Source organism: Catalinimonas locisalis (assembly GCF_038039535.1).
Taxonomy (GTDB): domain Bacteria; phylum Bacteroidota; class Bacteroidia; order Cytophagales; family Cyclobacteriaceae; genus Catalinimonas.
Map to the genome: position 1 here is coordinate 80,758 of NZ_JBBPHP010000023.1, position 22,894 is coordinate 103,651.

Sequence of the window (22,894 nt, forward strand, 5' to 3'; positions counted from 1 at the left end):
GTTTCTGCTAGGCAAACCATTCGCCTTGATTTTCTGACTACTTAAAATTGAAAGTAGCAAAAAAATTTTGCCCCAATATTATTTCCTTGCCCTCAGCAATACGATGCTGTAGGGTGAAAGCCTTAGGTCTGACTTTGCCTCAGTCCAAGGTGAAGCGATAAATTCATCAAAATGAAGGGCCATTGTTTCAAAGTTTTCTTCATCCAGTGTTTTTCGCTCAACTTCTTCAAACCACTGTGCTACTTTTACTTCTACCTCAAAGGGCTGATAGTTTGCCAGAAACATATATTGTTGTCCAGCCGCTTCCCAGATCAGTCCATCCGCCTGATGAGGATCACTGCTCTCAGTTTTTATCAGTTGGATGTTTTTGTCTTGTAATAAATTGTAAAACACCCAATACAGTGGATACACCATACCCTTCACTGCAACAAACTTTTCGGGAAGTAGAGGCTCAAGCTCTCCCTGCATCATTCCTCTTCGGCCCAGCGTTTCAAAGTATGTCACTGATGCTATTTTACTTTCTGCCAGGTATTTGATACTGCCGATGGTCCATCCTGCAGTAAAAAGTGACATCTGTCGGGTATCCACCTGCGGAGGTAACTCTCCTTCAAGTGTATCAGGTTCAGGACCGGTAGCATTGGGATTAAAGCGCATTTTGAGAGTAACAGGTGAAATCTCAATGGGCAAATTATTTGAAAACTGCCGTGCGCTTTCTACGGTATAGCTTTGTGCAGCTAATGTCTCTACCAGAGATTGGTTATCAAACTGATGCACCTGCGGATTAAGTGAATATGTAAGGAAATCCAGGCCTCTGGTTTTTACCCTTTCACGATTGAGTTCAGTAAAAAAGCAATCTGTTCCTGCCCCTATCTGTGCTTCTGGAAACATGGTTCTCAGGTCAGGCAGGACCTGTTCCAGCAGCGTTGAAGGCGTGGTCTTATGGCCTTTGGAAAAGATGAGCAACTTTTTGATATTTGGCTTATTTGCTTCCATCAAATCTTTCAGATTTCCCAATTCTCTGACGGTCTCTTTGCCGAAGTGTAAAGCCAACTCTAATGGTAAATTCAACAGCTTAGATTCTTCCGTAGCACGCATCCAATTATTCTCCAGGTCTCCGCGATACAAATGTAAATCCATCCGATAGTGAGAGAAGGCAAGCCTGCTAAAATAAGCTAAATCCTTTTCAGTCATTTGACTGATTTCTGAAGACTGACCTACTCCAATTTCCGGTAATGCATAACGATTTGCACCTACAGTTAACTCAACAATTTCATCAGATGAAGAGTCATTAGGCTGAGCATTTTCAAGGCTAAGCTTCACTGACTGTCTGATCTTCTCCCCTTTTTCTAATTGCACTGGAAAAGGAATAGCAAGGGGCGTACTGTAAGTCTTAAAGGATGCATCCGTCCAGTTGCGCTGGTCCTCCATCTCAAAAATATCACCCTCAAACTCCACTTTCGCCCATAAATCATCAAGCTGCCAGCGAATGTATCGCATATCCATAAAGGGTTGATGAGGACTGATGTAGACCGGAAAGGCTCCTTTTTCTTCTTCATGATTAGTATGACCCACCACTATCTTTGATCCCGCTGCTTCAGGTGGATGCAGCACATTGAAGCCGATACGGTTTTTGCGAAATGACTTAAGACACTTCCCTTCCATCTCAAAACTCACTTCTCCTTTGGATGTACCTAAGATGTGAAATTGAGCCTGAAAAGAGACTTCCCTACTTTGGTAAAGACAATCGTAGCTGATTTCAAAGTGCTCGGGCTCATTTACGATCTTCTCATTACTAATCTGCGGAGCAATGGTACCCCAGTTGTGGTCTCTTACTGCAGGATAAATCATTCTCAACAACTCTTTCTCTCCGGCTTTCAGGTAACGAAGATAGCCTGACTCATACTGGCAACGCACTGGCCCGGCCTTTAACTGAATGATTTCAGGAGGCCGATGCCCGGCTCCACCGTAATATTTCTGTTCTTTAGAAAAACTAAAGTCTGCCATTGGAGAGATATTTTTTCTGTTCAAAAAATTTATTTTATCACGCTTAGCTATCCAATCAGGTGATTGCCTTGATCTGTTTCATTACGTTATCCCACTCAAAGATATCTTTCCAGTTCTCTTTAAATAGTAGTGGCTTACCCAATTCTATGGCTTTCATGGCAGCATCAGAAAACTGCCCCCCCGGCAACTGACCGAAAAGCAAGGCTAATTCAATGTTGATATGTCCCAGAAAAAAATCGTAAGCGGCTTCTTTAGGCACCCCTTTTTCTACCGCTGTATCTACTGCTTCTTTCATGATGGTCACCACTGCCGCAGCAAAGGTTTCAGATAGTGCTGGCTCCAGTATACCCATCTGTTCAATGGTGACCCGATGTGCTTTGACCACCGGCTTATACATATTTTTGGACAGAATCTCACCTACAGCATAATCTTCTTCTGGTCCCTGAATCAAGGCACAGACAATACTTTGCTTGGCGGCTATTCCTCCAAAGTAGTCAAAATGAGCTTTCTCATTGGGCTCCCAATTAAACACAGAAGGATGTGAAGGGTGAGCAGCAAAATAGGTAACATCTTCCCTCTCCGGCAGATGTCCGGCACAGGGCGCAGCAGGGTCTAGGGTCACCAGCATCGCACCGGATTTAAGCTGAGGTACTACATCAGCAGCGATTCCTTTGATCGCTACATCGGGTACTGCCAGAATGACGATGTCTACTTCGGGAAGAATTTCTGTAGGGATTGATACTTTGATGCCTACTTCCTTCAGGCGATTTATTCCCTCTTCGCTGACTTCCAGATACGACATTTCATAATCAGGACTGTCCCGCAGGTTGGCAGTAGTTCTCCAACCCATTTTGCCTCCTGCTCCAATTAGTGCTACTTTTTTCATGTTGTTGAATTTTGATTGAGTAATTTTTTAACTGATATCCTTGCCATGTAAAATTGATCCGAAAAAATCCTGCTTACCATTCTGTCCGCCTTTCAGGCAGATTTCAAGTCCGTCAAAGTCAGGATGATGAGAATGGGCAGTACACAAAGGTGCTCCCGGCGCTATGGGCATAAGGGTTTCTAGCGCAAAAATGCCTAATGCTCTGGAGACATAGCCGGAAGTATCACCCCCGGCAACCACTACTCTTTTTTTTCCAGCTTTTTCCATCACTTCCTTTAGCAGCCTTCCCTGTGCTCCGGCCAGCAATGCGCTGCTAGGCATATCTTTTCTTCCCAGTTTTTCCATCTCCTGGTGTGTAGCATTAATCGCTGGATCATCCGGCCCTAATGCTGTATAGAGAGCCATGTTTTGCTTCTTTTCCAGTGCCTCAAACATCTGTTGCCGGGCTCTATTGATCTGAGATTCCGCTTCATCAGGGTTCACCAGTTTTACAGTATTTAAGCGGATATCTGCAAAACCCTCACCTATTGCCCATTCCAACTGACGCTGGGTGGGAGGAGAACAGCTTCCCCCTACTACAATTAGCTGCTCCGCTTTTCCGGGAGAAGCGGGTATACTGGGTCTCTGAAGCTGATCATTTTCCTGTAAATACTGGCAAATTGCATACTCTATTCCCGAAGAACCTACCAGCAACTGTTGCTGCTCCTTGCTGTAGCGATAAATGAGCTTACCTACGCTGTTTAGGTGAATGTCATTGTATATATCAAAAAGGATATACTCACCTTCTTGAATCGGGAGACTTTCCACTTTTTCATATTGTGTCTGCTGATCTGCTTCCAGCGTGAACAAATCAATCAGATGCACTTTCCGATCAGTCTGCTTGGCCAGGTGCAGGCGAATATCACTTTCATCCATAGGGGTAACCGGATGGCGAGACATCGTGGGGTGACGATCCAGCCGGTAAGTAACGCCATCTACACGTGCGAAAAGGTTACCGAAAATACAAAAACGGTTGAGGGAAGGGGCACCAATCAAAAGTGGAATCATCCGGGAAGGGAAATATTGATAGGCGATGTCAATAGCATGACCAATGCTGCCGATACTGGGAGAAGAGTCAAACGTTGAGCAGGTTTTGTAATGAAAAAAGCGAGTGGTGACTTTACTGAGCTTTTCAAAAATAGCAGGGAGTTCCTCATCCATCTCTCGGGGCGTAAGGCTGCGGCTGATACCTGCCACACCAAAAGCCTGCAAGCGTTTTCCTGACCCGCTGACGTGATTTTTTAACCTGAATGCTTCTACTTCCTCCTGGCTTGGAGTTTGTAAAAAAAGAGCAGTAGGAATACCATTCAGCGCCAGAGATTCCATTACATCTGTAGAGCCGGTAAAATCATCTCCGTAGTAGCTTAGCAGTAATTCTTTCATTCTTCTGAAGGTAAAATGTTTAGAATTACTCTTTGATAGCGGGTAAGCGATGGAGTACCTTCATCTTCTACCGTAAGTATCAAATGCATTGTCTTGGGCAATGCCACTTTTGGAGTTTCAAATGTAATTTGCTGTTGGCTTGCCTCTTTCAGGACAAAATTCCCCAGATAAGTACCTGCCTCAGGATACCAAAACCATTCAAAGTTTATTGCATCATTGTCGGGATCAGTCGTAGGACTAGCATCCAAAGTAATTTGTTGCCCGCTATGCACTGTCATCATCTCTTCATGAGTCAAAGCGGGCTGAGGAGGATGATTGGCTTGCTCAAACTCAGGGGTATTACTCCAATCCATTCGAGCAGCAAAATCATGCTGATAAGCTTTTCTCCATCTCCAAATAGTCGCTTTATTATCTGCGTAAATAACTCCGTCATCTCCCTTCACTCTGTCTATAGCATCTGTCCATATCGGTCTAGTCTCTGCTTCATAAAACCAAGCTTGTGTACGCGGGGTATATAACTCATATCTTCCACCCCATCCTCCCCAGTCGGGATGCTGCGGATTGTTCAGACCATTGTTGAGCAAAGAAAGAAATGATGGCGTATCTCCCTCCATCGCATAATCTACCAGAGGGTACTCTTCGCCCAAAGGGCCATGATTTGTCCTGATATGCTGAGTCAGCCAGGGATTTTGTACAATACTGGTATCTGCACCGGAGGGAAACCCATAATGTGGTTCACCCGAAATACCTGACCATGTAGCATAAAAATAAGCTTCTCCTCCATTTTCATGGTAGCCCGGACTTACCACATAAAATAGGTCAGGGAAATTTTTACGTATCCAGGGACCCGAATTATCCTGATCAGAGATTGTATATACTCTGATTTTATTGATGAATGCTTGCAGGTCCTGTGGTGAACGAGTCTGACGCACTTTCCACAATGCCTGGGCTAAGCAATTGGCTCCTCCCCATACGGTAATCCATACCGGACGATCATCCGATTGATCTACCACTTCAATCACCCAGTCAGAACCTTCAGAATCTTGTCCTTTTCCTACGCCCTCCATGCCAAACTTGGGCAGTCCTTTTTTGACTTTCCCTTCCAGATATTGCTGTGAGGGGTAGCCTAAAGCATGCTTCATCAAGTTAGGCTGCACTTTCCCATAAGCACTGATTATCTCGCGTATTCGCCAGTCGGCAATTTTATCTTGCTGCCAGATAGATGTGGTAGCTACCAGCCCTTCTATTTCAAGCTCATTAGCATAGGTGAGCAAGCGCACCAGAGACTGTGCATCATCCGGTTCATTTTCTATATCGGTCAGCACCAGTATACGAGCCTTTTCTTCCGGCTCAGGCAGTTGTGCCCAAAGCGTCTGCCCCTGAATGAGCAGCCAAACTCCTAACAGTAAAGCATATAAATATTTATTTCTCATAAAATGTAATTGCCTGTTTTAATTCAGGATGGTCATCCTGCATATCATAAATTGTTTTACCTTTTGTAGCTCCTTCCCAGGCCAATTGTATACTTTTAACTCCGGCAGCCATACCTCCAGGATGTCCGGTGATTCCTCCTCCGCAAAGGTACATCAGGTCAGTACTTTGAATCTGCTGATAGGTGTCGTGGGCTTGCTCTGCCCACTGTCCGGAAGATACCACCGGCATTACCGGGTAGCCTCCTCCCTGCGGATGAAGGCAGGCACGAATAGAAGCAAGCACTGATGCGTCCGATTCACAAAATTTGTTTCGGATGCCATTGGTATGGATATGATCTGCACCGGCCATGCTGTAGATCTTATGAAACACCTGAAAGCTCATGCCAATAGCTTCGGAGCGGGAAAACAAACCCCAGCCATTCCGATGACCATGAATAGGCAGTTGAGCATGCTGACTGAGTTTGACCATAGCACTGATACCGACCCAATTAAGACTAGCCATTACGCAGGTTCCACCCTTTTCCAGCACATAATCATGGCGGTAGAGCATATCATCTATATCGCCACTGAGATTGAAGGCGAACATAGCTTTCTTCCCGCTACGATCCGCATACTGGTTGATAACCTCCATCACTGCATCTACTCTTTTGGTAAAGGGTGAGTGAGGTGAATCTCCCATCAGTTCATCATCTTTGATGAAATCCAGCCCCGCTTCAATTAATGTTTTCACCTGTCTGGCTGTTTCCTCAGGACTTAGGCCTACACTAGGTTTGATAATGGTACCTATGATGGGCCGATCTTCCACGCCACAAAGCTTCCGGGTACCTGAAATACCAAATTTTGGTCCCTGGTACTTTGCTTGATAGGCTTCAGGTACGGTGACATCTAACAGTTTCAGTGCGGAAAAGGGAGAAAGCTCAAAAAGATTTCCTGCCACGGTAGCCATCAGATTGGATAAGTTGATGCCTGCATTTTCCAGTGGCCAGGCGATATCTATATATGCCCGGCGGTAAAGCGGCTTGATTACCCCCTTCGGTAATTTGGTGCCGGGCAAAGAAGGTTTAGTATTTTCTTCAATGACTTCTATATCCTCAATTATTGCCGCATGCTTTTCTTTCAATTCTTCGGTTTCACCAGGCGTTTTGACAAATGTACCGGATGACTGCTCACCTGCCATAATCTCCGCTGCTTTTTCCAGCGGGTGAGCGGTTTCTATCAGATATCTGGCTTTTAAGGGTCGCGCCGTTGGCATAGACTGTTCAGATTTGAGGTTAGGTTTGTATTACTGTTAATATCCGCAATGTTAGCGAGGTAACTAAAATACCTGTTCATCAATTTTTACAACTTTACCACTTTGGGCCGAATCATATCCAGCATAGACCAGTTGCATGGTCCGGTAATTATCCTCTCCGGTAATTTCAGCTAATTTTCCTTCCTGAAAGGCTTTCAGGAAATCGCCGTTGAGTTCTACCATGCAGGATTGTACCAGAGTGTAATCAGGATTTACCCAGTCGTATACCGGAGGAGCTACTCTGATCATCTCTACTTCTCTTTCTGAAGAAACTTTGATCACATAGTCATGCTCCAGCCGGATAGAACCCTTACTTCCTTCAAGCAAAATCAGCGTCTGTGGAAATGCTTCCTTCTCAAGGATTGAAGCATAAGACATTTCTACCAGACAATGGGCTCCACTTTTCATTTCCATCAGGACAGTCGCCACATCTTCCCCCTTGATCCTGGGATTAACTCTTTTGGTCAAACAACGCAGGTTATCTACTTCACCCAGCAGATATCTCGCAATATCCAAGACATGGGAGCCAATGTCGGCAATGATAAACTTATCAATTTCAGCGAGAAAAGGTTGGTTGTCAAAAACCGGAAAAGCTGACACAAACATCACTTTGCCTTTAAATACTTCGCCTATTTTTCCGCTTCGCATGATCTCCTTCACCTTACGGATAGGGGCCTGCCAGCGGAAATTTTCGTGCACGAATAATGGGACCGCTGCACGCTTACAAACCTGCACCATTTCTCTGGCGGTTGCCAAATCTGGAGCTAATGGCTTCTGACAAATGGCTGCCACACCATATTCAGCAGCCATTTTCACAAAATCAGGGTGTGTTTCCACATTGGTGATAATATCTACGAAGTCCAGATTTTCGTTTTCAAACATCAATCTGGCGTCGGTGTATTGTCTTTTTGCCCCAAACTTTTCCGCTGTTTGAGCAGCTTTTTCACCATCCAGATCACAAACCGCAATCAGTTCGGCATCGTGAAGCTCTTTCCAGGCAGCGATCTGGTATTGCGCCCAAAATCCACAGCCGATTATGGCAAATCTTTTAGTCTTATTCATCATTTCAGTTTTGAGCATTATTTGGTTTAGATATTTTCCTCCGTAAACAGGTGAATATTGTCTTTGGTAATCTTAAGCAGGCCGGTATTGACCGAAAATGGTATATTGGTAATGCCTGCTTTATCATCATTGGCAGAGAGCGGATTGGTATCATGCACCATATCAAATAGGAATTGCGCGCCATACCAGGTAAATAATTCCCGCTTCTGCCCGATCAGAACATCTATTACACCTTCCTGCACCAGCTTAATGTGCTCAGGCTCCCAGTCCACAGTAGTTACCTTTACTTTCCCCACTTTGCCTGCCTCTTTGATGGATAAGCCTATACCCGGACCGCTCATGGCATCAAAGCCACAAATGCCTGCCAGGTCAGGATGCGCACTCAGGAGATCGGAAGTGATTCGGGCTGCTTCTTCCACATTGGAGCCATCATCATACTTGCCTACTACTTCTATTTCAGGATAATCTTTTAACACATCCAATAGTCCCTGAAAGCCCGCCTCCATATTGGTCATTCCTAAGATACCCATATAGGCGATCTTTCCTTTCCCTCCTATCAGTTCTACCATCGCTTCCCCCTGCAACTTACCGATCTGGTACCAGTCTGTGCCCAGGAAGGCATGGCGATTACTGTTGGGGATATCCGAATCGTATACAACCGTAGGAATTCCCGCCTCAACGGCTTTGTTGATAGCTCCGGCAATGGCCGGGTCTGTGCCATTGATGAGTAGTCCGGTGGGTCGGGTGCCAATCACCTGCTCTATGGTAGCGATCTGGGCCTGCACATCCCACTCTGAGGGACCAAGGATGGAAGTTTTCACCCCTTTGGCTCTTCCCCACTTGAGAAAAGCAGCCTGGTCATGGTTAACATACATTGGAAAATTGACGATCGTAGTGATCATCACATACTCTTCATCTTCATTGATCTGTACCGCCTGCATCTGCTGCTGTTCCTGCTGACGCTGCTTATACAGCGCACCTTTTTTAGGATCACATCCCGGCAGTATGATAATCAGTAAGAGTGTTAAGTGTATCGTAATTTTCATGCTTCTACTTTTGGAGGTGTTACTTCAGAGGCTTTTTTCACATATTCACGGGGCGTAGTTCCGGCTCTTCTCTGGGCAAGAATATCCACCGCTACTGCAAGTATCAGAATAACGCCCAATACAATTTCCTGCCAGTAACCGGAAACCCTCGCCAGAATCATAATGTTGCTCACCAACCCCATAAAAATGGTACCCAGCAAGGCGCCGATGATCTTACCCTGTCCGCCCAGCAGACTCGCTCCGCCAAGAATGACTGCCGTAATGACCCGCAATTCCATGCCTCTACCTGAGGTTGCCAAAGCCGCTCCCAGGCGAGAGGCAAGTAATATGCCTGCTACTCCTGCCAGCAGGGAGATAAGTACAAAGCCAATGATCTTAACCCGCTCTACCCTGATACCCGAGAGCCGGGCAGCTTTTTCATTACCTCCGATGTAGTAATACTGCCTGAAAAAGACAGTACGGGAAACCAGTAGGCTAAACAGGGCTACAATGATGATCATGAACCAAACAGGGGTTTGCAATCCCAAGATTTTGGATTGACCAATCGCATTAAACCCTAGAGGAAGGTTTTGAATTCCCGCTCCGGCTACCATTAGAGCCAAACCCCGAACGATACCCATCATGGCCAGCGTCTGGATGAGAGGGTTGATACCAATTTTGGCTACAAACAAACCATTGATCAGCCCAATGAGGGCAGCAAAACCCAGCCCGACCAGAATGGCAACTGGCACATACATGCCGTACCAATACATGAAATATGCAGCTATACTCCCGGCAAAAGCTACTACTGAGCCTACCGAAAGATCAAACATGCCGGAAATGAGCAGGAGCATCATCCCCACCGCCACGATAGACTCTATGGAAAGATTGAGCAGTACCAGTGAAATATTGTCAAAAGTAGGAAAAGTAGCAGGCCAGATGATGCTACATACAATGAATAGAATAGCGATAGTTACTGAGAGCGTGAAGACTCTGTCCTGGAGCAGTTGGGTTATTTTATCTCTCTTCATAGCTCAGGCAAACATGGTTTTGGTTCCGGAAGCATAGTGCATGATCTCTTCTTCTGTGGCTTCATCACGACTTAGTTCAGCGGTAAGCTGACCATTCCACATTACCAGGATGCGGTCACTGATCGCCAGTACCTCTGAAAGCTCAGAGGAAATCAAGAGTATGGATACCCCCTGACGGGTAAGATCTTTGAGGATGGCATAAATTTCTGCTTTGGCTCCCACATCTACACCATGGGTGGGTTCATCTACCATAAATACTTTGGGCTGGCGCAAAAGCCACTTGGCCAATACGATCTTCTGCTGGTTGCCCCCACTCAGATTCATTACCTTCTGATGGGTTGAAGGTGTAATGATGCGTAGCTTTTGAATGTACTCCTCCGCGGTCTTTTTCACCCTGGCCTGCCGTATGAATCCTCTTTCCGCAGCATAAGGTAAGTAGGCTGAGATAATGTTATCCTCCACACTCATATCCAGAAAGAGTCCGTTAGATTTTCTTTCTTCCGGCAGGTAACCTATCCCCAGCCGGGTAGCAGCTTTGGGGTGATCTATTTTTACTTTTTTACCTTCCAGCAATATTTCTCCTCCCCTGACAGGATCAGCGCCCATGATAGCCCGGGCTACTTCTGTCCTACCGGCACCTACCAATCCCGAGAGGGCAAGGATTTCACCTTTCTTTAGTTGAAAACTGACATTCCTGAAGCGGAAGCTGCTCAGATTCTTTACCTCCAATACTACTTCCTGCCGGGTATCTGACAGGAATTCCTGCTTCTCCAGTTTGCGCCCTACCATCATGCGGATAATTTCGTCTACGTCGGTTTCGCTTACCTGTCTGCTGCCCTGGTACTTTCCATCTTTGAGCACACTTACCCTATCGGCGATCTCAAAAATCTCTGCCATGCGATGCGAAATATAAATTACCGCAACCCCCTGAGCACTCAGATCACGGATAATTTTGAAAAGAATGCGGGTTTCTGTTTCGGTGATAGATGCGGTAGGCTCGTCCAGAATAAGAATGTCAGGATTTTGAGAAAGGGCTTTGGCGATTTCCACCATTTGCTGCCTGGCAGCAGAAAGATGCCCCACTTGCGTCTGCGGTCGGATATCTGATAGATTCAAGCGGTCCAGCAGTTCCTGGGTTTGACGATAAAGCTTGTGATAACTGATCAGCCCAAAACGGTTGGTAGGCTTATTAGTAGTAAAAATATTTTCAGCTACGCTAAGCGACTCCACCAGACTTCTTTCCTGATACACGATAGCAATGCCTAAAGCCTGAGCATCCAGCTGATTGTTAATCTGCACCTCATGACCAGCTACCAATATTTGCCCCTGATCAGGCTTAAAGTTGCCGGATAAAATATTCATCAGTGTACTTTTGCCCGCTCCGTTTTCACCACAAAGCGCATGGACTTCCCCCTTCCTGATATCAATGCTTACTTCATTTAAAGCTTTCACACCGGGAAAAGCCTTTGATATCTGCCTGATTTCTAGATTATGTTGCTGCAAATTATGTGTAATAAGGTTAAAGCAAAAAATATCACTTTATGCGTTATTGGCAATTTCAACTCATTATAATAAGTCAAAATTTAAAACATTTTATCAATCTTAAGATAATGTATAAAATTTATTCTATAGGACATTTTTTTAAAAAGAATATGAAGAAGTATTTTGGAAAGCTGATTTTAATAAGCTTCTGCTCAGACTTATCCACGAAGTATCACCGCATAAGCTATTAATTATCAAGACATTGCCTACTCCTGTAGCCTCTGATTTTGTGCGATAAACATGATGTATATATTTTGATGTTTGCTGACAAAATAGAAACAGATCATGAAAAGCCAGGCTCAGGTAAAAAGTACCAAATAGGGTCCTAATATCTAAATTATAAACATCAGAGGTGATAAGAGGGTTGAAATATCAGTGGCCGTACTTAAGACTGGAAAACTCACTATGAAAACCGAACCCTATACAGGGCTGAAATATGTCCATACAACAGCTAAACTTTTTGATGGTTTCAAAGCAACACATTGTTGTTTAGTAGTGAGTTTTCAGCGCTTACTTTTCTTCCTTTCGTTAACATACATTTTTTCTCTTTCTGCTTGTTCTACCAAAACAACTCAGGCAAGCCTTCCGATAGATACACCTGAATCCTTCTCTTCCACCGGTGATCTTATCCCTGCCGATGAGTGGTGGACCAGCTTTAAAGACCCACGTCTGAATACCCTGGTGGAGCAGGCTATTGATTCCAATATGAACCTGACTGCAGTATGGTACCGCTTCAGAGAAGCACAGGCAATAGTAGACCGGCAGTCATCTTTTCTGCTGCCCGATGTGGAAGCTTCATTAAGAAGTAGCCTGAATCGTCCGCAGCCCGACTTTGTAGGTGGTGAAAACGTGCAGCTAGGCCTTTCTGCTTTTTATGAAGTAGACCTCTGGGGAAGGATTAGTGCTCTGGTAAAAGCTGAAAGATTCCGGACAGAGGCCAGCTTCGCTGATTATCGTGCCGCTTCTATCTCACTTTCGGCTGAAATTACCAGCACCTGGTATCAGTTGATGGCAGAATGGCAACAACTAGAGCTTATTGAAGAACAAATTAATACCAACCAGAAGATTCTGGATTTTATTAAAGCACAGTTTGGCAGCGGTCAGATCAGAAGTGTGGATATCCTACGGCAGCAACAACTGGTAGAAGCCACCCGGGAACAAAGAATTCAGACAGAATCCAGGATAGAAGTGCTGGAGCATCAATTGGCAGTATTGCTGGGCAGGCCTGCCCAAAACGAAATAGCTTATGCTCCTGACAGCTTACCCGAACTCCCTCCCCTGCCAGATACCGGAATACCTGCAGCGCTATTGCAAAGACGACCTGATGTACAGAGTGCTTTTCATCTTTTGCAGGCATCAGATCGTGAAGTTGCGGCTGCGATTAGTAACCGCTATCCCCGTTTAAGTATTTCAACTTCAGCACAGTTAAGGGCCAACAATTTTGATAACCTACTGGAAGATTGGGCATATTCCCTTGGTGGCAATCTGGTAGCCCCTTTGTTTTATGGAGGAAGGCTCAACGCTGAGGTGGACAGAACGCAGGCTGTCAAGAATCAACGTCTCTACGAATATGGTCAAACCGTGCTGGTTGCTTTCCAGGAAGTAGAGGATGCCTTAATACAGGAAAGGAAACAACTTGAAAGTATAGAGGTTTTAGAAGAACAGGTTGAACTTGCCACCAGCGCTTCCCAACAACTTGAAATTGAATATTTTAATGGATTAAGTGATTATCTCGCTGTCCTGACAGCCCTGAATCAGGAGCAACAATTGCGCAGAGACCTTATCACCGCCAATTCATTACTCTTGGAATATCGTATTGCCCTTTATAGAGCTCTGGCAGGAGGCTTTGAAACGGCAAGAGAGCTTGAAACTGAATCATAAACGAATGAGCAACAAAAAAAAGCTACTCATCTGTCTGATCATCTTAATAGCTGGTGGGGTAGTTACAACTTTAATTTTTCTAACTGAGCCTACTGCACAGCGGACAGGTGCCACGAAAGAGACGGCCATGCTGGTGGAAGTTACTAAAGTGGAGAGAGGCACATTTAAACCTAACATTGTTGCCACGGGTACGGTACAACCTTCCAAAGACATAATGCTGAGTCCCAGGGTAAGTGGGGAGATCGTTCGGCATTCTCCGTCTTTTAACCCTGGTGGCTTTGTACAAAAAGGAGAAATCCTGCTCCAGATTGACCCGGCAGATTACAGAAATACACTAGAGCTTAGAGAAAGTGACTTGCAGCAAGCTATTTCTGATCTGAATATTGAAATGGGACGTCAGGATGTTGCCCAGAAAGGCTACCAGCTTGTAGATGAGGAAATGGCAGAGATGAACACCAACCTGGTACTGCGTGAACCACAATTGAATGCTGTCAAAGCCCGGGTAGAAGCTGCCCGTGCTTCTTTGAAACAAGCTGAACTCAATCTACAAAGAACTAAAATCAGAGCTCCTTTTGACGCCCATATCCTTAGTCGCAATGTGAATGAAGGCTCACAGGTAGCCATGGGCGATAATCTGGGGCGGCTGGTAGGTATGGATGAATACTGGGTAATAGCCAATGTTCCTATTTCAAACCTTCGCTGGCTTACTTTTTCTGAATCTGAGAATGAAAAAGGTTCATTAGTGAGAGTGAGAGATCGTAAGGCATGGGGAGATGATGAGTACCGTACGGGCTACCTCTACCGACTCATAGGAGCACTTGAGGGACAGACCCGACTGGCACGTGTGTTGGTATCAGTACCCGATCCACTAGCCTATCAAAATGACTCCCTGCCTACCCTGATGATAAACGCTTTTGTAGAAGTAACTATTGATGCCGAGGAAATAGAAGATGTAATCCGCCTCAATCGTGATTATGTGCGTGAAGATGAAACTGTATGGGTAATGGATGATGGTAAACTGCAAATTCGTGATGTTGATATTCTTTTCAGCGATCCTAATTATGCCTACATAAGGGATGGTATTAGTGAAAACGAACAGGTGGTGATGACTAATCTGGCAACGGTTACTGAAGGAGCCGAGTTAAGGCTGGAAGGCTCCGGTTCAGGCGCAGTCCAGAAAACCAATGCAGATACTACTATGGAAAATCAGGTACAAACAAAGTCAGAAGGGACGCACTAAATGGATAACTCAGATCAAAAGGAAAAGAATACATTCAGCGGTCCAATCGCTTTTATGGCCCAAAACTCTCTGGTAGCCAATTTACTGATGATCATCCTGCTCGGAGGAGGTTTCTGGACCATGTCCAACATACAGAAAGAAGTATTTCCACAGTTCCAACTGGATATGGTTGAGGTCAGAGTAGTCTATCCGGGAGCCGCACCAGCAGAAGTGGAGCAGGGCATCCTTATGCCGGTAGAAGAAGCAGTGAGAGGCATACAGGGTATCAAGGAGATTGTCTCTACTGCTAATGAAGGTTCGGGAGAGGTAATGATTGAACTGGTGGCTGGCGCAGAGCGCATGAACGTCTTTCAGGACATTGACCAGGCCATTAGTCGGATCGTCACTTTTCCTGACGAAATTGAAGAGCCTGAAGTCCGCCTGCAGGCCAACCAGAGGGATGTCATGGAAATTGGTCTGTTCGGAGATGTTGATATCTGGACACTTAGAAAACTGGGCGAACGCCTGCGTGATCGCCTTTTGAACGAAGAAAACATCACCCAGGTAGAGCTTGGCAATGTTCCTGAATATGTGACTCACATAGAGATTCCACGTCATCGCCTGCGCGAGTATAATATTACCCTGGGGCAGATTGCCGATATCATTCGTCAGTCTAGTGAAGATGTACCTGCCGGTGACGTATCTACCAATAGCGGTGAAATACTACTACGGATGAAGGAGCGAAAGCAGTGGGCCGAAGAGTTTGGTCAGATTGAGATTATCACCGCAGAGTCCGGAGCTACGGTTACGCTGGGTGAAATTGCTAAAATTACCGATGGTTTTGAAGAGACAAATTTCCACTCACAATTTAATCAGCAGCCCTCGGTAGAAATATCTATCTACCGGATAGGTGATCAGTCACCGCTGGATATTGAAGAAAGCGTAAAACGGATTCTTACAGAATTTGAAAGTTCGCTTCCTCCGGGAGTACAATACCGTATTGAAGGAAACCGCGCAGAAGATTATCGTGAGCGGCTGGGCTTACTTACTGAGAACGGCCTGCTTGCCATTGTGATTGTATTGTTCATTCTTACACTTTTTCTGGAATATAAGCTGGCTTTCTGGGTGATGATGGGTATGGCGATCTCTTTTATTGGAGGCATGGTACTACTGCCCCTCATTGGAGTGAGTATCAATATGATTTCCATGTTTGGCTTTCTGGTGGTACTGGGTATAGTAGTTGATGATGCCATTGTAGTTGGCGAAAACGTATATGAATATCGGCAGCAGGGTATGAGCTTTATGGAAGCTGCTATCAAGGGAACGCAAAATATTTCCAAGCCGGTTATTTTCAGCATTCTTACTACCATCATTGCCTTTGTCCCCCTCCTTTTCCTTCCCGGCACTACGGGTAAGTTCTGGTGGCCCTTACCCGCAGTGGTTATTGTGGTGCTTGCGGTTTCCTTACTGGAAGCCTTGTTCATTTTGCCCTCACACCTTGCCCATAGCACTAAAAAGGACCGCTTCAAAATTAGTAAGTACCTGGGACGCTGGCAGCAATTTTTTTCCAAACGCTTTGAAAGATTTGTTGACAAATACTACCGTCCTCTACTCAAAGTATGTCTGGCCAACCGATACATTACTTTTTGCTCCGCAGTAGCACTCCTGGTAGTCATAGGAGGCTATGGCTACAGTGACCATATGGGAATTATCCTGATGCCCGAAGTAGCTGCTGATGAAATTGAAGGAGCCGTCAGGCTTCCGGTAAGTACTACTCCCGAGCAGGCGGCTGAAGTTGCCCATCAGATTACCAGATCCACGCTTGAGATGTTTGAAGAGAATGAACTCTATGAAGTAGCTGAAGGGGTAAAAACCAATGTGAGAGGACAAAACTTCATTGATATAGAAATTGTGATGAAGCCGCCAGACCAGCGGGATATGACTGCCCAGCAGGTAATAGAGCTATGGCGTGACGAAATTGGCGACATCTCCGGGGTAGACCAGATCACGTTTGAAGCTGAACGTGGACCCGGAGGAGCAGCGCAGGATATCAGTGTAGACCTCAGTCATTCTGATATAGATGTGCTGGAAAAAGCAAGTCAGGAATTTGTGAAGCAGGTGGAAATGTTTGCCAACACCCGTGATGTCAACGACAACTACAACAAAGGTAAGTTACAGCTTGATTTTAAGCTGCTTCCCGAAGGACGTAATCTGGGATTAACATCTAATGAAGTGGGTCAGCAGATCAGAGATGCCTTTTTCGGAGCATTGGCTATGCGACAACTTAGGGGAAATAACGAAGTAGAAGTGCGCGTAAAGCTACCCCTTGAGGAACGCAGAGATATATACAATCTGGAAGACTTTCTCATCCGTACACCTGACAGTACCGAAATACCATTGCTGGATGTTGTCACAGTAGAAAGAAGAGAGGCTTTTACTTCCATCAATCGTAGGAATGGCCGACGAGTAGTGACTGTAGGAATGGATGCGGAACCCGCCAATGCCGTAACGCAAGTGCTGGAATCATTGAACCAGGAAGTACTGCCTCAACTGAGAGCAGATTTTCCGGGTATCACATGGAGCTTTGAAGGTAGCCAGGCAGATATGAGAGAGTCTACCCAAACGCTTTGGGGAGGATTTGCACTGGCGATGATGATTATCTATGCCCTCCTGGCAATCGCATTCAACAGCTACATACAACCTTTGATTGTGATGATCGCCATCCCTTTTGGTATTGTTGGAGCAGTCATTGGTCATATTATTTTAGGGTATGATTTATCACTGGTAAGCTTGATGGGTGTTATTGCATTATCAGGTGTGGTAGTGAATGACTCGCTGATTATGGTAGACTATGCCAATAAGAAACGCAATGAAGAACCTGTTTTTGATGCTATTTTTGAAGCAGGCATCCGCCGTTTCAGGCCTATTATGCTTACTACCCTGACTACTTTTGGTGGATTAACTCCCATTATTCTGGAAACATCCCGTCAGGCCAGGAATCTGATACCCATGGCCATATCGCTCGGATTTGGGATTGTTTTCGCTACCACAATAATCCTTATTCTGGTACCCTGTCTGTACATGATACTGGAAGACATTATCAGCTCTTTGAAAAAAACCAAAGAAAAAGTAGTGGCTTCATAAAGACAGTCAATTTTTAATTAATCAGTAAGATGCTATCTTATCAAAACTAGTCATACATATGGCTGATCCGAAACAGTTCATGAGGATTAAGTACCGAAATCACCTGCCCATTGGTGGTGATAAGCTGCTCTGTTTTAAACTCGGAGAGCAAACGGATGACGGTTTCCTTTGCGGTACCCAGCAGACTAGCCAGATCACTTCGGCTGATTTTGATGAAGCTTTCTTCATCGCTGTCTTCTTTTTCGTAAAGATTATCCAGTGACAACAATGCTTCTGCCAATCGGCCTCTCACTGGCTGATAAGACTGGGCTACCAATCTTTTTTCAACATTCACCAGGTCATTGCAGAGAAGTTGGGTAAAATAGCTTACCACTTCAGTATCCGTACCCATGAGATCAAAAAAATCTTTACGAGGAATGAAAGCAACGGTTGCTTCTTCAATCACTGAGGCAGTAACATGGTACTTCATCTGATTGAGTAATGCGGTATAGCCGATAAATTCATGCTTTCCGGCAATACGGATGATCTGTTCTTTGCCATCACTTCCATATTTATAGATTTTGACTTTTCCTTCCTGAATGTAGTAAAGGCCCAAGGGTGTATGACCTTCATGAAAAATCATCTGACCTTTGGAATATACTGTAAGTTCGTAGTGATCTTTTAGATGCGACATTCCTTTGCTTTTGCTAATGTCTCTTTTTTCAAGAATATTTTCATGGATCAGTGGAAAGGGGGTTAACATAGGGTTCATGGCTGTAATGGTTTAAGGCTGATGATAATGACAGTATAAATTTAACCACCACATAGAGTAAGCGTAAGACGAAAAAGGCGTATTTTGAAAAATACGCATTGCGCGTAGAAATCTACGAGAATTGCGTAGGTAAAATAGCAGACTGGTTCATCAATGGTATGCTAATATCCATTAGCGGTTTAGTTACTATTAAATTACTTTCTCAGCCATTTCACTTTCATCAGGCAATCCCAAAAGATCACTAGCTCCCAGCAGCATAGCTTTATGAGAAGAATAGAGTTCCCGATTGACATTAAAAACGGTTGAGATACTTACTTCATCCAATGCTTTTTTATCCATAATGCTATTGATCTCTACCAATAAGTGATCATAGTTTTTCTGTATCATCACCATAAGTTTGCTCTGATCTTCAAAAGAAGTGAGGTGTTCAGCGAGCAATAGCTCAAGCAGGGCCTCATAAAATGCTTGTGTAGTATCTCTGAATTGATGAAGCAAGCGCTGAAATTCATCCAAAGTTCTGCTCTCAAAGTCAAGAATATTATGTTCAATATCTTTCAATCCTTTTACCGAATGCATAATATTTTGGATGATACTCATTAGTTTACTCAGGCTTTGGGATTCATCCGGATCAAGAGACTGTTTTTGAATTTCCGCACAAAATCGCAGCATTTCTCCCTCCAGCTGTTTTACAAATTGATACGCTTTGGGATAAGAAAGCCGGTAAATCTTTACCTCCTGCCCTCTTTCACTCTCTACCAGCTTGCGACTGAGTTTTTCATTGGTAACTCCTAGCCCTTTGAGATTTAAATAAAGACTAACCACTATCAAGCGGTGGGTTTCTTTTTGTAAGGCTTTGATGGCGGCTTCGGGAACTTGGGTGGTTACCAAATGAAGATTTTGATTGATATTAACTTTTTTGGCTACAAAAACCTTTTCCAGCCATTGACTCAGTAGCCTGGTAAATGGCAAAAACAGCAGCACACCTATGAAGTTGAAAAGGGTATGAAAAATAACCAGTGCCAATAATGTATCCTGCACTTCCATCACCTCTCTGATCAGCATGAGCAGCCAGGAGAGCACCAGCAAGGCTACTCCGGCAGTAATGATGTTGAACAGAAAATGTGCAAAGGCTACCTGTTTTTTTGCAGGTATGCCTCCCAGTGAACCTAAAAAAACTGTAGCAGTAGTACCTACATTGGAACCTACTACTATCGCCATTGCAGCAGAAAGAGGAAGCAAACCCGTATGAAGCACACTCAAAGCGATTACCATAGTAGCTGAACTGGATTGTATTAAAGCAGTGAGGATGGTTCCGATAATGAAAAAAACGAAATGACCGTACTGAGTATATTCAGTCAAATCAAAACTTTGCGCCAGCGCTTCTACACTTACTTTCATCATTTCCAGACCTAAAAAAATCAGGCCGAAGCTGAGCAGAAACCTACCGGTATTAAAAAAAGATAAATTATTGCGGAAGAAGAATAGCATAATTCCACCCAGTCCAATAATTGGCAGAGCGATGTCTTCCACTGGTAATTTAAACCCCAGCAAGACGACCAACCAGCCTGTAGCGGTTGTACCTAAGTTGCAGCCAAAAATTACCGGTAAAGCTTGATTCATGCTTATAATGCCCGCTCCTACAAATGCCAGCAAAAGCAAGGATACTGCCGAGCTACTCTGCAACACTGCCGTAAGCAGCACACCACTCAGCAAACCCTGGAGTGGATGTTTGGTATTGGCTTTAAGGAATACCTTAAAAGAACGACCCGCCAGAGCAGTAATAGCTTCTTCCAATTGCTGCATGGCAAACAGAAAAAGTCCTAAACCCGCTAATAGCTGCCAAAGATCTACATAGCTTGTCATGTCCAAAAATAAAATATTTAAAGCTCCACATGATTGTTAAAAGTCATATTCTGAGATGACCTGTGTCATTGTTTGAGCAGTGATTTATCACGAATTTGAGTTGAAACAATACCGATGAGCCATGAAAATTTTAGTTCCCATAGACTTTTCAGCAGATGCTTTTGAAGCGCTGCGCTATGCGATTACCCTGGCACGACAGTGGAACACTGTAAAGCAAGATAGTCCCGAACTATTCATTTTTCATGCTTTTCATCTGCCGGTGGGAGGGGATGCGACCTTCTTTATAGACAATGCAATGCTGGAAAGAGAAGAACTGCATGTGCAAAACAAAATGCAAAGCGTAATCAATAAACTTCCCGAAATTCAGGCACTCCCTTATCAGCTGATCACCAGGATGGCAATGCCTGCGGAGGGGATCAGGCAGGTGGTGAAAGATGAGAAAATACAGCTGGTCGTGATGGGTAATCATGGCATGGATGATCCTCTGTCTAACTGGCTGGGCAATACAACTTTGCAGATGATGAAACATCTGCACTGTCCGGTACTGGCTGTACCACAAAGCACTGCAACGCTTCACCCTAAGCAGGTTGGTTTTGCTACCGATCTGGAAAATGCTGGAGAAAGTTTTTCCTTAAGCTTGTTTAAAGAACTGTTACAAATATGGAGGGCTGATCTACATATCATTCATGTACATCCAAAACCTTCAAAAATTGGCGTTGCTCAGGCAGAAGAAGCCTTGAGCCTGGACCACATCTTCCATGATGTGCCCCATACTTATGATTTCCCTGAAGATAAAGATCCGGCACAAGGGATTAGCCATTATTTACAGGAACATAAGTTAGACTTACTGGCAATTACTCCCCGTAAGCATAATGCCCTGGAAAATTTATTTCATAAAAGTGTTTGTAAGTACTTAGCATCTCATACCACTGTTCCTTTAATCTCATTACCTAACAACAATAGTCATGAAAACTGATCGTGATATCCCCGGAAAATACGAGAAGGTGTTTACCATTAACCTTAATTCTCTACTTACTCTTGAAACCATAAAAGCAGATTTGCTTACAATTGAGGGCGTAGAAGATGTACTTTTTGATGTAGAAGTAAGCCCTTCTGAAATGACGCTTTTTACCGATAATGAAGTTAGCGATGTAGTCATCCAACAAATTGTTGCCAAACATGGACATCAGGCTCAACCCAAAAAATTTCTCATTTCTTAATGTTGGATACCATGAAAACCATTCTTGTTCCTACTGACTTTTCTCCTCAGGCTGAATATGCCCTTTATGCTGCCTGTCAACTGGCAGCCAGGTTTAAAGCCACAGTACACCTGGTACATGTACTGGAATTTCCAATGACAGATGAGGAAGCTATTGTTACCCGTGTGGAGGTGTTGCCCGTAGAATATTTGCGCAAGATAAAACGTGAAACTGAGGAGCGACTGCGTAAAGTTGCTGTGAAAAAGCAAGAAGAAGGCCTGAACATTACTTATGAAGTACGGGTAGGAAATCCTTACCGCAGCATCAGTAATGCTTTACTGGCTAAAGAAGTGGATTTGGTGGTAATGGGCTCTAAAGGAGCCAGTGGAAGCAAGGAAATTTTACTGGGGTCTAATGCCGAACGGATGGTCCGATTTGCCCATTGCCCGGTACTCATTATCAAAGATAAGACAGACCTTTCCAACATCAAAAACATAGTGTTTGCTACCGCCCTGCTTGACGAAGAAAGTGAGGTAATAAAGGCCCTGAGTAAACTTCAACACACTTTTGAAGCACATTTGCACGTAGTGCGTATCAATACTTTAAGCAACTTCCTGGATGATCCTTCAGTAATGCAAAAATTACAAAAGTTTGCCAAGACTCATCATTTAAAAGACTATAGCCTGCATACTTTCAGTGATATAGGGGAAGAAGACGGCATTGTCCATTTTGCTAATGAAGTAGGCGCTGACCTCATCGCTTTGGCTACGCATGGCAATCGGGGTATTTTACATCTACTTGAAGGTAGCATTGCCGAAGATATTGCCAACCATGCCAAATTTCCTGTCTGGACGATGAGCCTGCGTAAGCACCATTCCAGAAAAAAGTAAACTAATGCAATGTTATGAAAATGAAACATCTCAGTATCAATAAAATAAATACTGAGATGATTTTTTTACTACAGATACTTACCTCTAAGAATTAAGGAGGAGATAATTTAATCATCTCCCCCCACTTATTTTTTATAGCCAAAGTCTAGGATGAATACATATAAATCAGGGCAACAATTACCAAAAGAATGATCATCAGGAAGAATATGCGAATGAACTGTTTCATGACCATCAATAATTTAAAGCTTTGT

Annotated in this window: 17 protein-coding genes; 6 read left to right on the forward strand and 11 right to left on the reverse strand. The window is 44.2% G+C overall.

What is annotated here, in order from left to right; genetic code table 11:
- Window positions 1-78: 78 nt before the first annotated feature.
- The 9 genes from WJR50_RS22270 to WJR50_RS22310 all read right to left on the reverse strand — a co-directional run bounded on the left by WJR50_RS22270 (window position 79) and on the right by WJR50_RS22310 (window position 11,606).
- Entirely contained in the window at window positions 79-2,028 is a 1,950-nt protein-coding gene (locus WJR50_RS22270; protein WP_341295537.1) for a D-apionate lactonase family protein, read from the reverse strand.
- A gap of 31 nt (window positions 2,029-2,059) precedes the next feature.
- Window positions 2,060-2,890, reverse strand: a complete 831-nt coding sequence (locus WJR50_RS22275) for a phosphogluconate dehydrogenase C-terminal domain-containing protein (RefSeq protein ID WP_341295538.1) — start codon at window positions 2,888-2,890, stop codon at window positions 2,060-2,062.
- A 27-nt stretch (window positions 2,891-2,917) separates the two neighbouring features.
- Complete coding sequence (locus WJR50_RS22280; protein ID WP_341295539.1) at window positions 2,918-4,312, reverse strand: four-carbon acid sugar kinase family protein; 1,395 nt, start codon at window positions 4,310-4,312, stop codon at window positions 2,918-2,920.
- Complete coding sequence (locus WJR50_RS22285; RefSeq protein WP_341295540.1) at window positions 4,309-5,745, reverse strand: DUF1593 domain-containing protein; 1,437 nt, start codon at window positions 5,743-5,745, stop codon at window positions 4,309-4,311. The genes WJR50_RS22280 and WJR50_RS22285 overlap by 4 nt, the downstream gene beginning before the upstream one ends.
- Window positions 5,735-6,997, reverse strand: a complete 1,263-nt coding sequence (locus WJR50_RS22290; protein ID WP_341295541.1) for a RuBisCO large subunit C-terminal-like domain-containing protein — start codon at window positions 6,995-6,997, stop codon at window positions 5,735-5,737. Before WJR50_RS22290 ends, WJR50_RS22285 begins: the two co-directional genes overlap by 11 nt.
- Before the next feature lie 63 nt (window positions 6,998-7,060).
- The gene (locus tag WJR50_RS22295) at window positions 7,061-8,101 is read right to left on the reverse strand and encodes a Gfo/Idh/MocA family protein (protein WP_341295542.1); all 1,041 of its coding nucleotides are present in this window, start codon (window positions 8,099-8,101) and stop codon (window positions 7,061-7,063) included.
- Window positions 8,102-8,124: 23 nt separating this feature from the next.
- Window positions 8,125-9,144 carry a substrate-binding domain-containing protein gene (locus WJR50_RS22300; RefSeq protein ID WP_341295543.1) on the reverse strand — a complete coding sequence of 340 codons (1,020 nt, stop codon included), beginning with the start codon at window positions 9,142-9,144 and terminating at the stop codon, window positions 8,125-8,127.
- Window positions 9,141-10,154 carry an ABC transporter permease gene (locus WJR50_RS22305; RefSeq protein WP_341295544.1) on the reverse strand — a complete coding sequence of 338 codons (1,014 nt, stop codon included), beginning with the start codon at window positions 10,152-10,154 and terminating at the stop codon, window positions 9,141-9,143. The genes WJR50_RS22300 and WJR50_RS22305 overlap by 4 nt, the downstream gene beginning before the upstream one ends.
- A 3-nt stretch (window positions 10,155-10,157) precedes the next feature.
- Complete coding sequence (locus WJR50_RS22310; RefSeq protein ID WP_341295545.1) at window positions 10,158-11,606, reverse strand: sugar ABC transporter ATP-binding protein; 1,449 nt, start codon at window positions 11,604-11,606, stop codon at window positions 10,158-10,160.
- A gap of 495 nt (window positions 11,607-12,101) precedes the next feature.
- Here WJR50_RS22310 and WJR50_RS22315 point away from each other — a divergent pair, with 495 nt between their 5' ends.
- Genes WJR50_RS22315 through WJR50_RS22325 form a run of 3 tightly spaced genes read left to right on the forward strand, consistent with a single transcriptional unit; the run spans window position 12,102 to window position 17,940 of the window.
- Complete coding sequence (locus WJR50_RS22315) at window positions 12,102-13,577, forward strand: efflux transporter outer membrane subunit (protein WP_341295546.1); 1,476 nt, start codon at window positions 12,102-12,104, stop codon at window positions 13,575-13,577.
- Window positions 13,578-13,581: 4 nt separating this feature from the next.
- Complete coding sequence (locus WJR50_RS22320; protein WP_341295547.1) at window positions 13,582-14,817, forward strand: efflux RND transporter periplasmic adaptor subunit; 1,236 nt, start codon at window positions 13,582-13,584, stop codon at window positions 14,815-14,817.
- The gene (locus tag WJR50_RS22325; protein WP_341295548.1) at window positions 14,818-17,940 is read left to right on the forward strand and encodes an efflux RND transporter permease subunit; all 3,123 of its coding nucleotides are present in this window, start codon (window positions 14,818-14,820) and stop codon (window positions 17,938-17,940) included.
- 46 nt (window positions 17,941-17,986) lie between these two features.
- Here WJR50_RS22325 and WJR50_RS22330 read toward each other — a convergent pair whose 3' ends face one another.
- Both WJR50_RS22330 and WJR50_RS22335 read right to left on the reverse strand, forming a co-directional pair.
- A complete protein-coding gene (locus tag WJR50_RS22330) occupies window positions 17,987-18,691 on the reverse strand; it encodes a Crp/Fnr family transcriptional regulator (RefSeq protein WP_341295549.1) in 705 nt (234 codons plus the stop codon).
- 189 nt (window positions 18,692-18,880) lie between these two features.
- The gene (locus WJR50_RS22335) at window positions 18,881-20,554 is read right to left on the reverse strand and encodes a Na/Pi cotransporter family protein (protein WP_341295562.1); all 1,674 of its coding nucleotides are present in this window, start codon (window positions 20,552-20,554) and stop codon (window positions 18,881-18,883) included.
- Window positions 20,555-20,675: 121 nt separating this feature from the next.
- On the opposite strand from WJR50_RS22335, the gene WJR50_RS22340 reads away from it, so the two are divergent.
- The 3 genes from WJR50_RS22340 to WJR50_RS22350 are packed head-to-tail and all read left to right on the forward strand — an operon-like array spanning window position 20,676 to window position 22,643.
- Window positions 20,676-21,530 (forward strand): universal stress protein, encoded by an 855-nt coding sequence (locus tag WJR50_RS22340; protein WP_341295550.1) that lies wholly within the window; start codon window positions 20,676-20,678, stop codon window positions 21,528-21,530.
- Window positions 21,520-21,774, forward strand: coding sequence for a hypothetical protein (locus WJR50_RS22345; RefSeq protein ID WP_341295551.1), 255 nt, complete (start codon window positions 21,520-21,522; stop codon window positions 21,772-21,774). The genes WJR50_RS22340 and WJR50_RS22345 overlap by 11 nt, the downstream gene beginning before the upstream one ends.
- Before the next feature lie 11 nt (window positions 21,775-21,785).
- Window positions 21,786-22,643: a universal stress protein gene (locus WJR50_RS22350; protein ID WP_341295552.1), complete on the forward strand. Its 858-nt coding sequence runs from the start codon at window positions 21,786-21,788 to the stop codon at window positions 22,641-22,643.
- Window positions 22,644-22,894 lie beyond the last annotated feature (251 nt).

What these genes read in the sequence shown, in the direction of transcription:
- WJR50_RS22350 (WP_341295552.1), top strand. Translation starts at nt 21,786, where the DNA reads ATGAAAACCATTCTTGTTCCTACTGACTTTTCTCCTCAGGCTGAATAT.
- WJR50_RS22315 (WP_341295546.1), top strand. Translation starts at nt 12,102, where the DNA reads ATGAAAACCGAACCCTATACAGGGCTGAAATATGTCCATACAACAGCT.
- WJR50_RS22305 (WP_341295544.1), bottom strand. Translation starts at nt 10,154, where the DNA reads ATGAAGAGAGATAAAATAACCCAACTGCTCCAGGACAGAGTCTTCACG.
- WJR50_RS22280 (WP_341295539.1), bottom strand. Translation starts at nt 4,312, where the DNA reads ATGAAAGAATTACTGCTAAGCTACTACGGAGATGATTTTACCGGCTCT.
- WJR50_RS22290 (WP_341295541.1), bottom strand. Translation starts at nt 6,997, where the DNA reads ATGCCAACGGCGCGACCCTTAAAAGCCAGATATCTGATAGAAACCGCT.
- WJR50_RS22340 (WP_341295550.1), top strand. Translation starts at nt 20,676, where the DNA reads ATGAAAATTTTAGTTCCCATAGACTTTTCAGCAGATGCTTTTGAAGCG.
- WJR50_RS22295 (WP_341295542.1), bottom strand. Translation starts at nt 8,101, where the DNA reads ATGATGAATAAGACTAAAAGATTTGCCATAATCGGCTGTGGATTTTGG.
- WJR50_RS22345 (WP_341295551.1), top strand. Translation starts at nt 21,520, where the DNA reads ATGAAAACTGATCGTGATATCCCCGGAAAATACGAGAAGGTGTTTACC.
- WJR50_RS22335 (WP_341295562.1), bottom strand. Translation starts at nt 20,554, where the DNA reads ATGACAAGCTATGTAGATCTTTGGCAGCTATTAGCGGGTTTAGGACTT.
- WJR50_RS22285 (WP_341295540.1), bottom strand. Translation starts at nt 5,745, where the DNA reads ATGAGAAATAAATATTTATATGCTTTACTGTTAGGAGTTTGGCTGCTC.
- WJR50_RS22320 (WP_341295547.1), top strand. Translation starts at nt 13,582, where the DNA reads ATGAGCAACAAAAAAAAGCTACTCATCTGTCTGATCATCTTAATAGCT.
- WJR50_RS22300 (WP_341295543.1), bottom strand. Translation starts at nt 9,144, where the DNA reads ATGAAAATTACGATACACTTAACACTCTTACTGATTATCATACTGCCG.
- WJR50_RS22330 (WP_341295549.1), bottom strand. Translation starts at nt 18,691, where the DNA reads ATGAACCCTATGTTAACCCCCTTTCCACTGATCCATGAAAATATTCTT.
- WJR50_RS22275 (WP_341295538.1), bottom strand. Translation starts at nt 2,890, where the DNA reads ATGAAAAAAGTAGCACTAATTGGAGCAGGAGGCAAAATGGGTTGGAGA.
- WJR50_RS22325 (WP_341295548.1), top strand. Translation starts at nt 14,818, where the DNA reads ATGGATAACTCAGATCAAAAGGAAAAGAATACATTCAGCGGTCCAATC.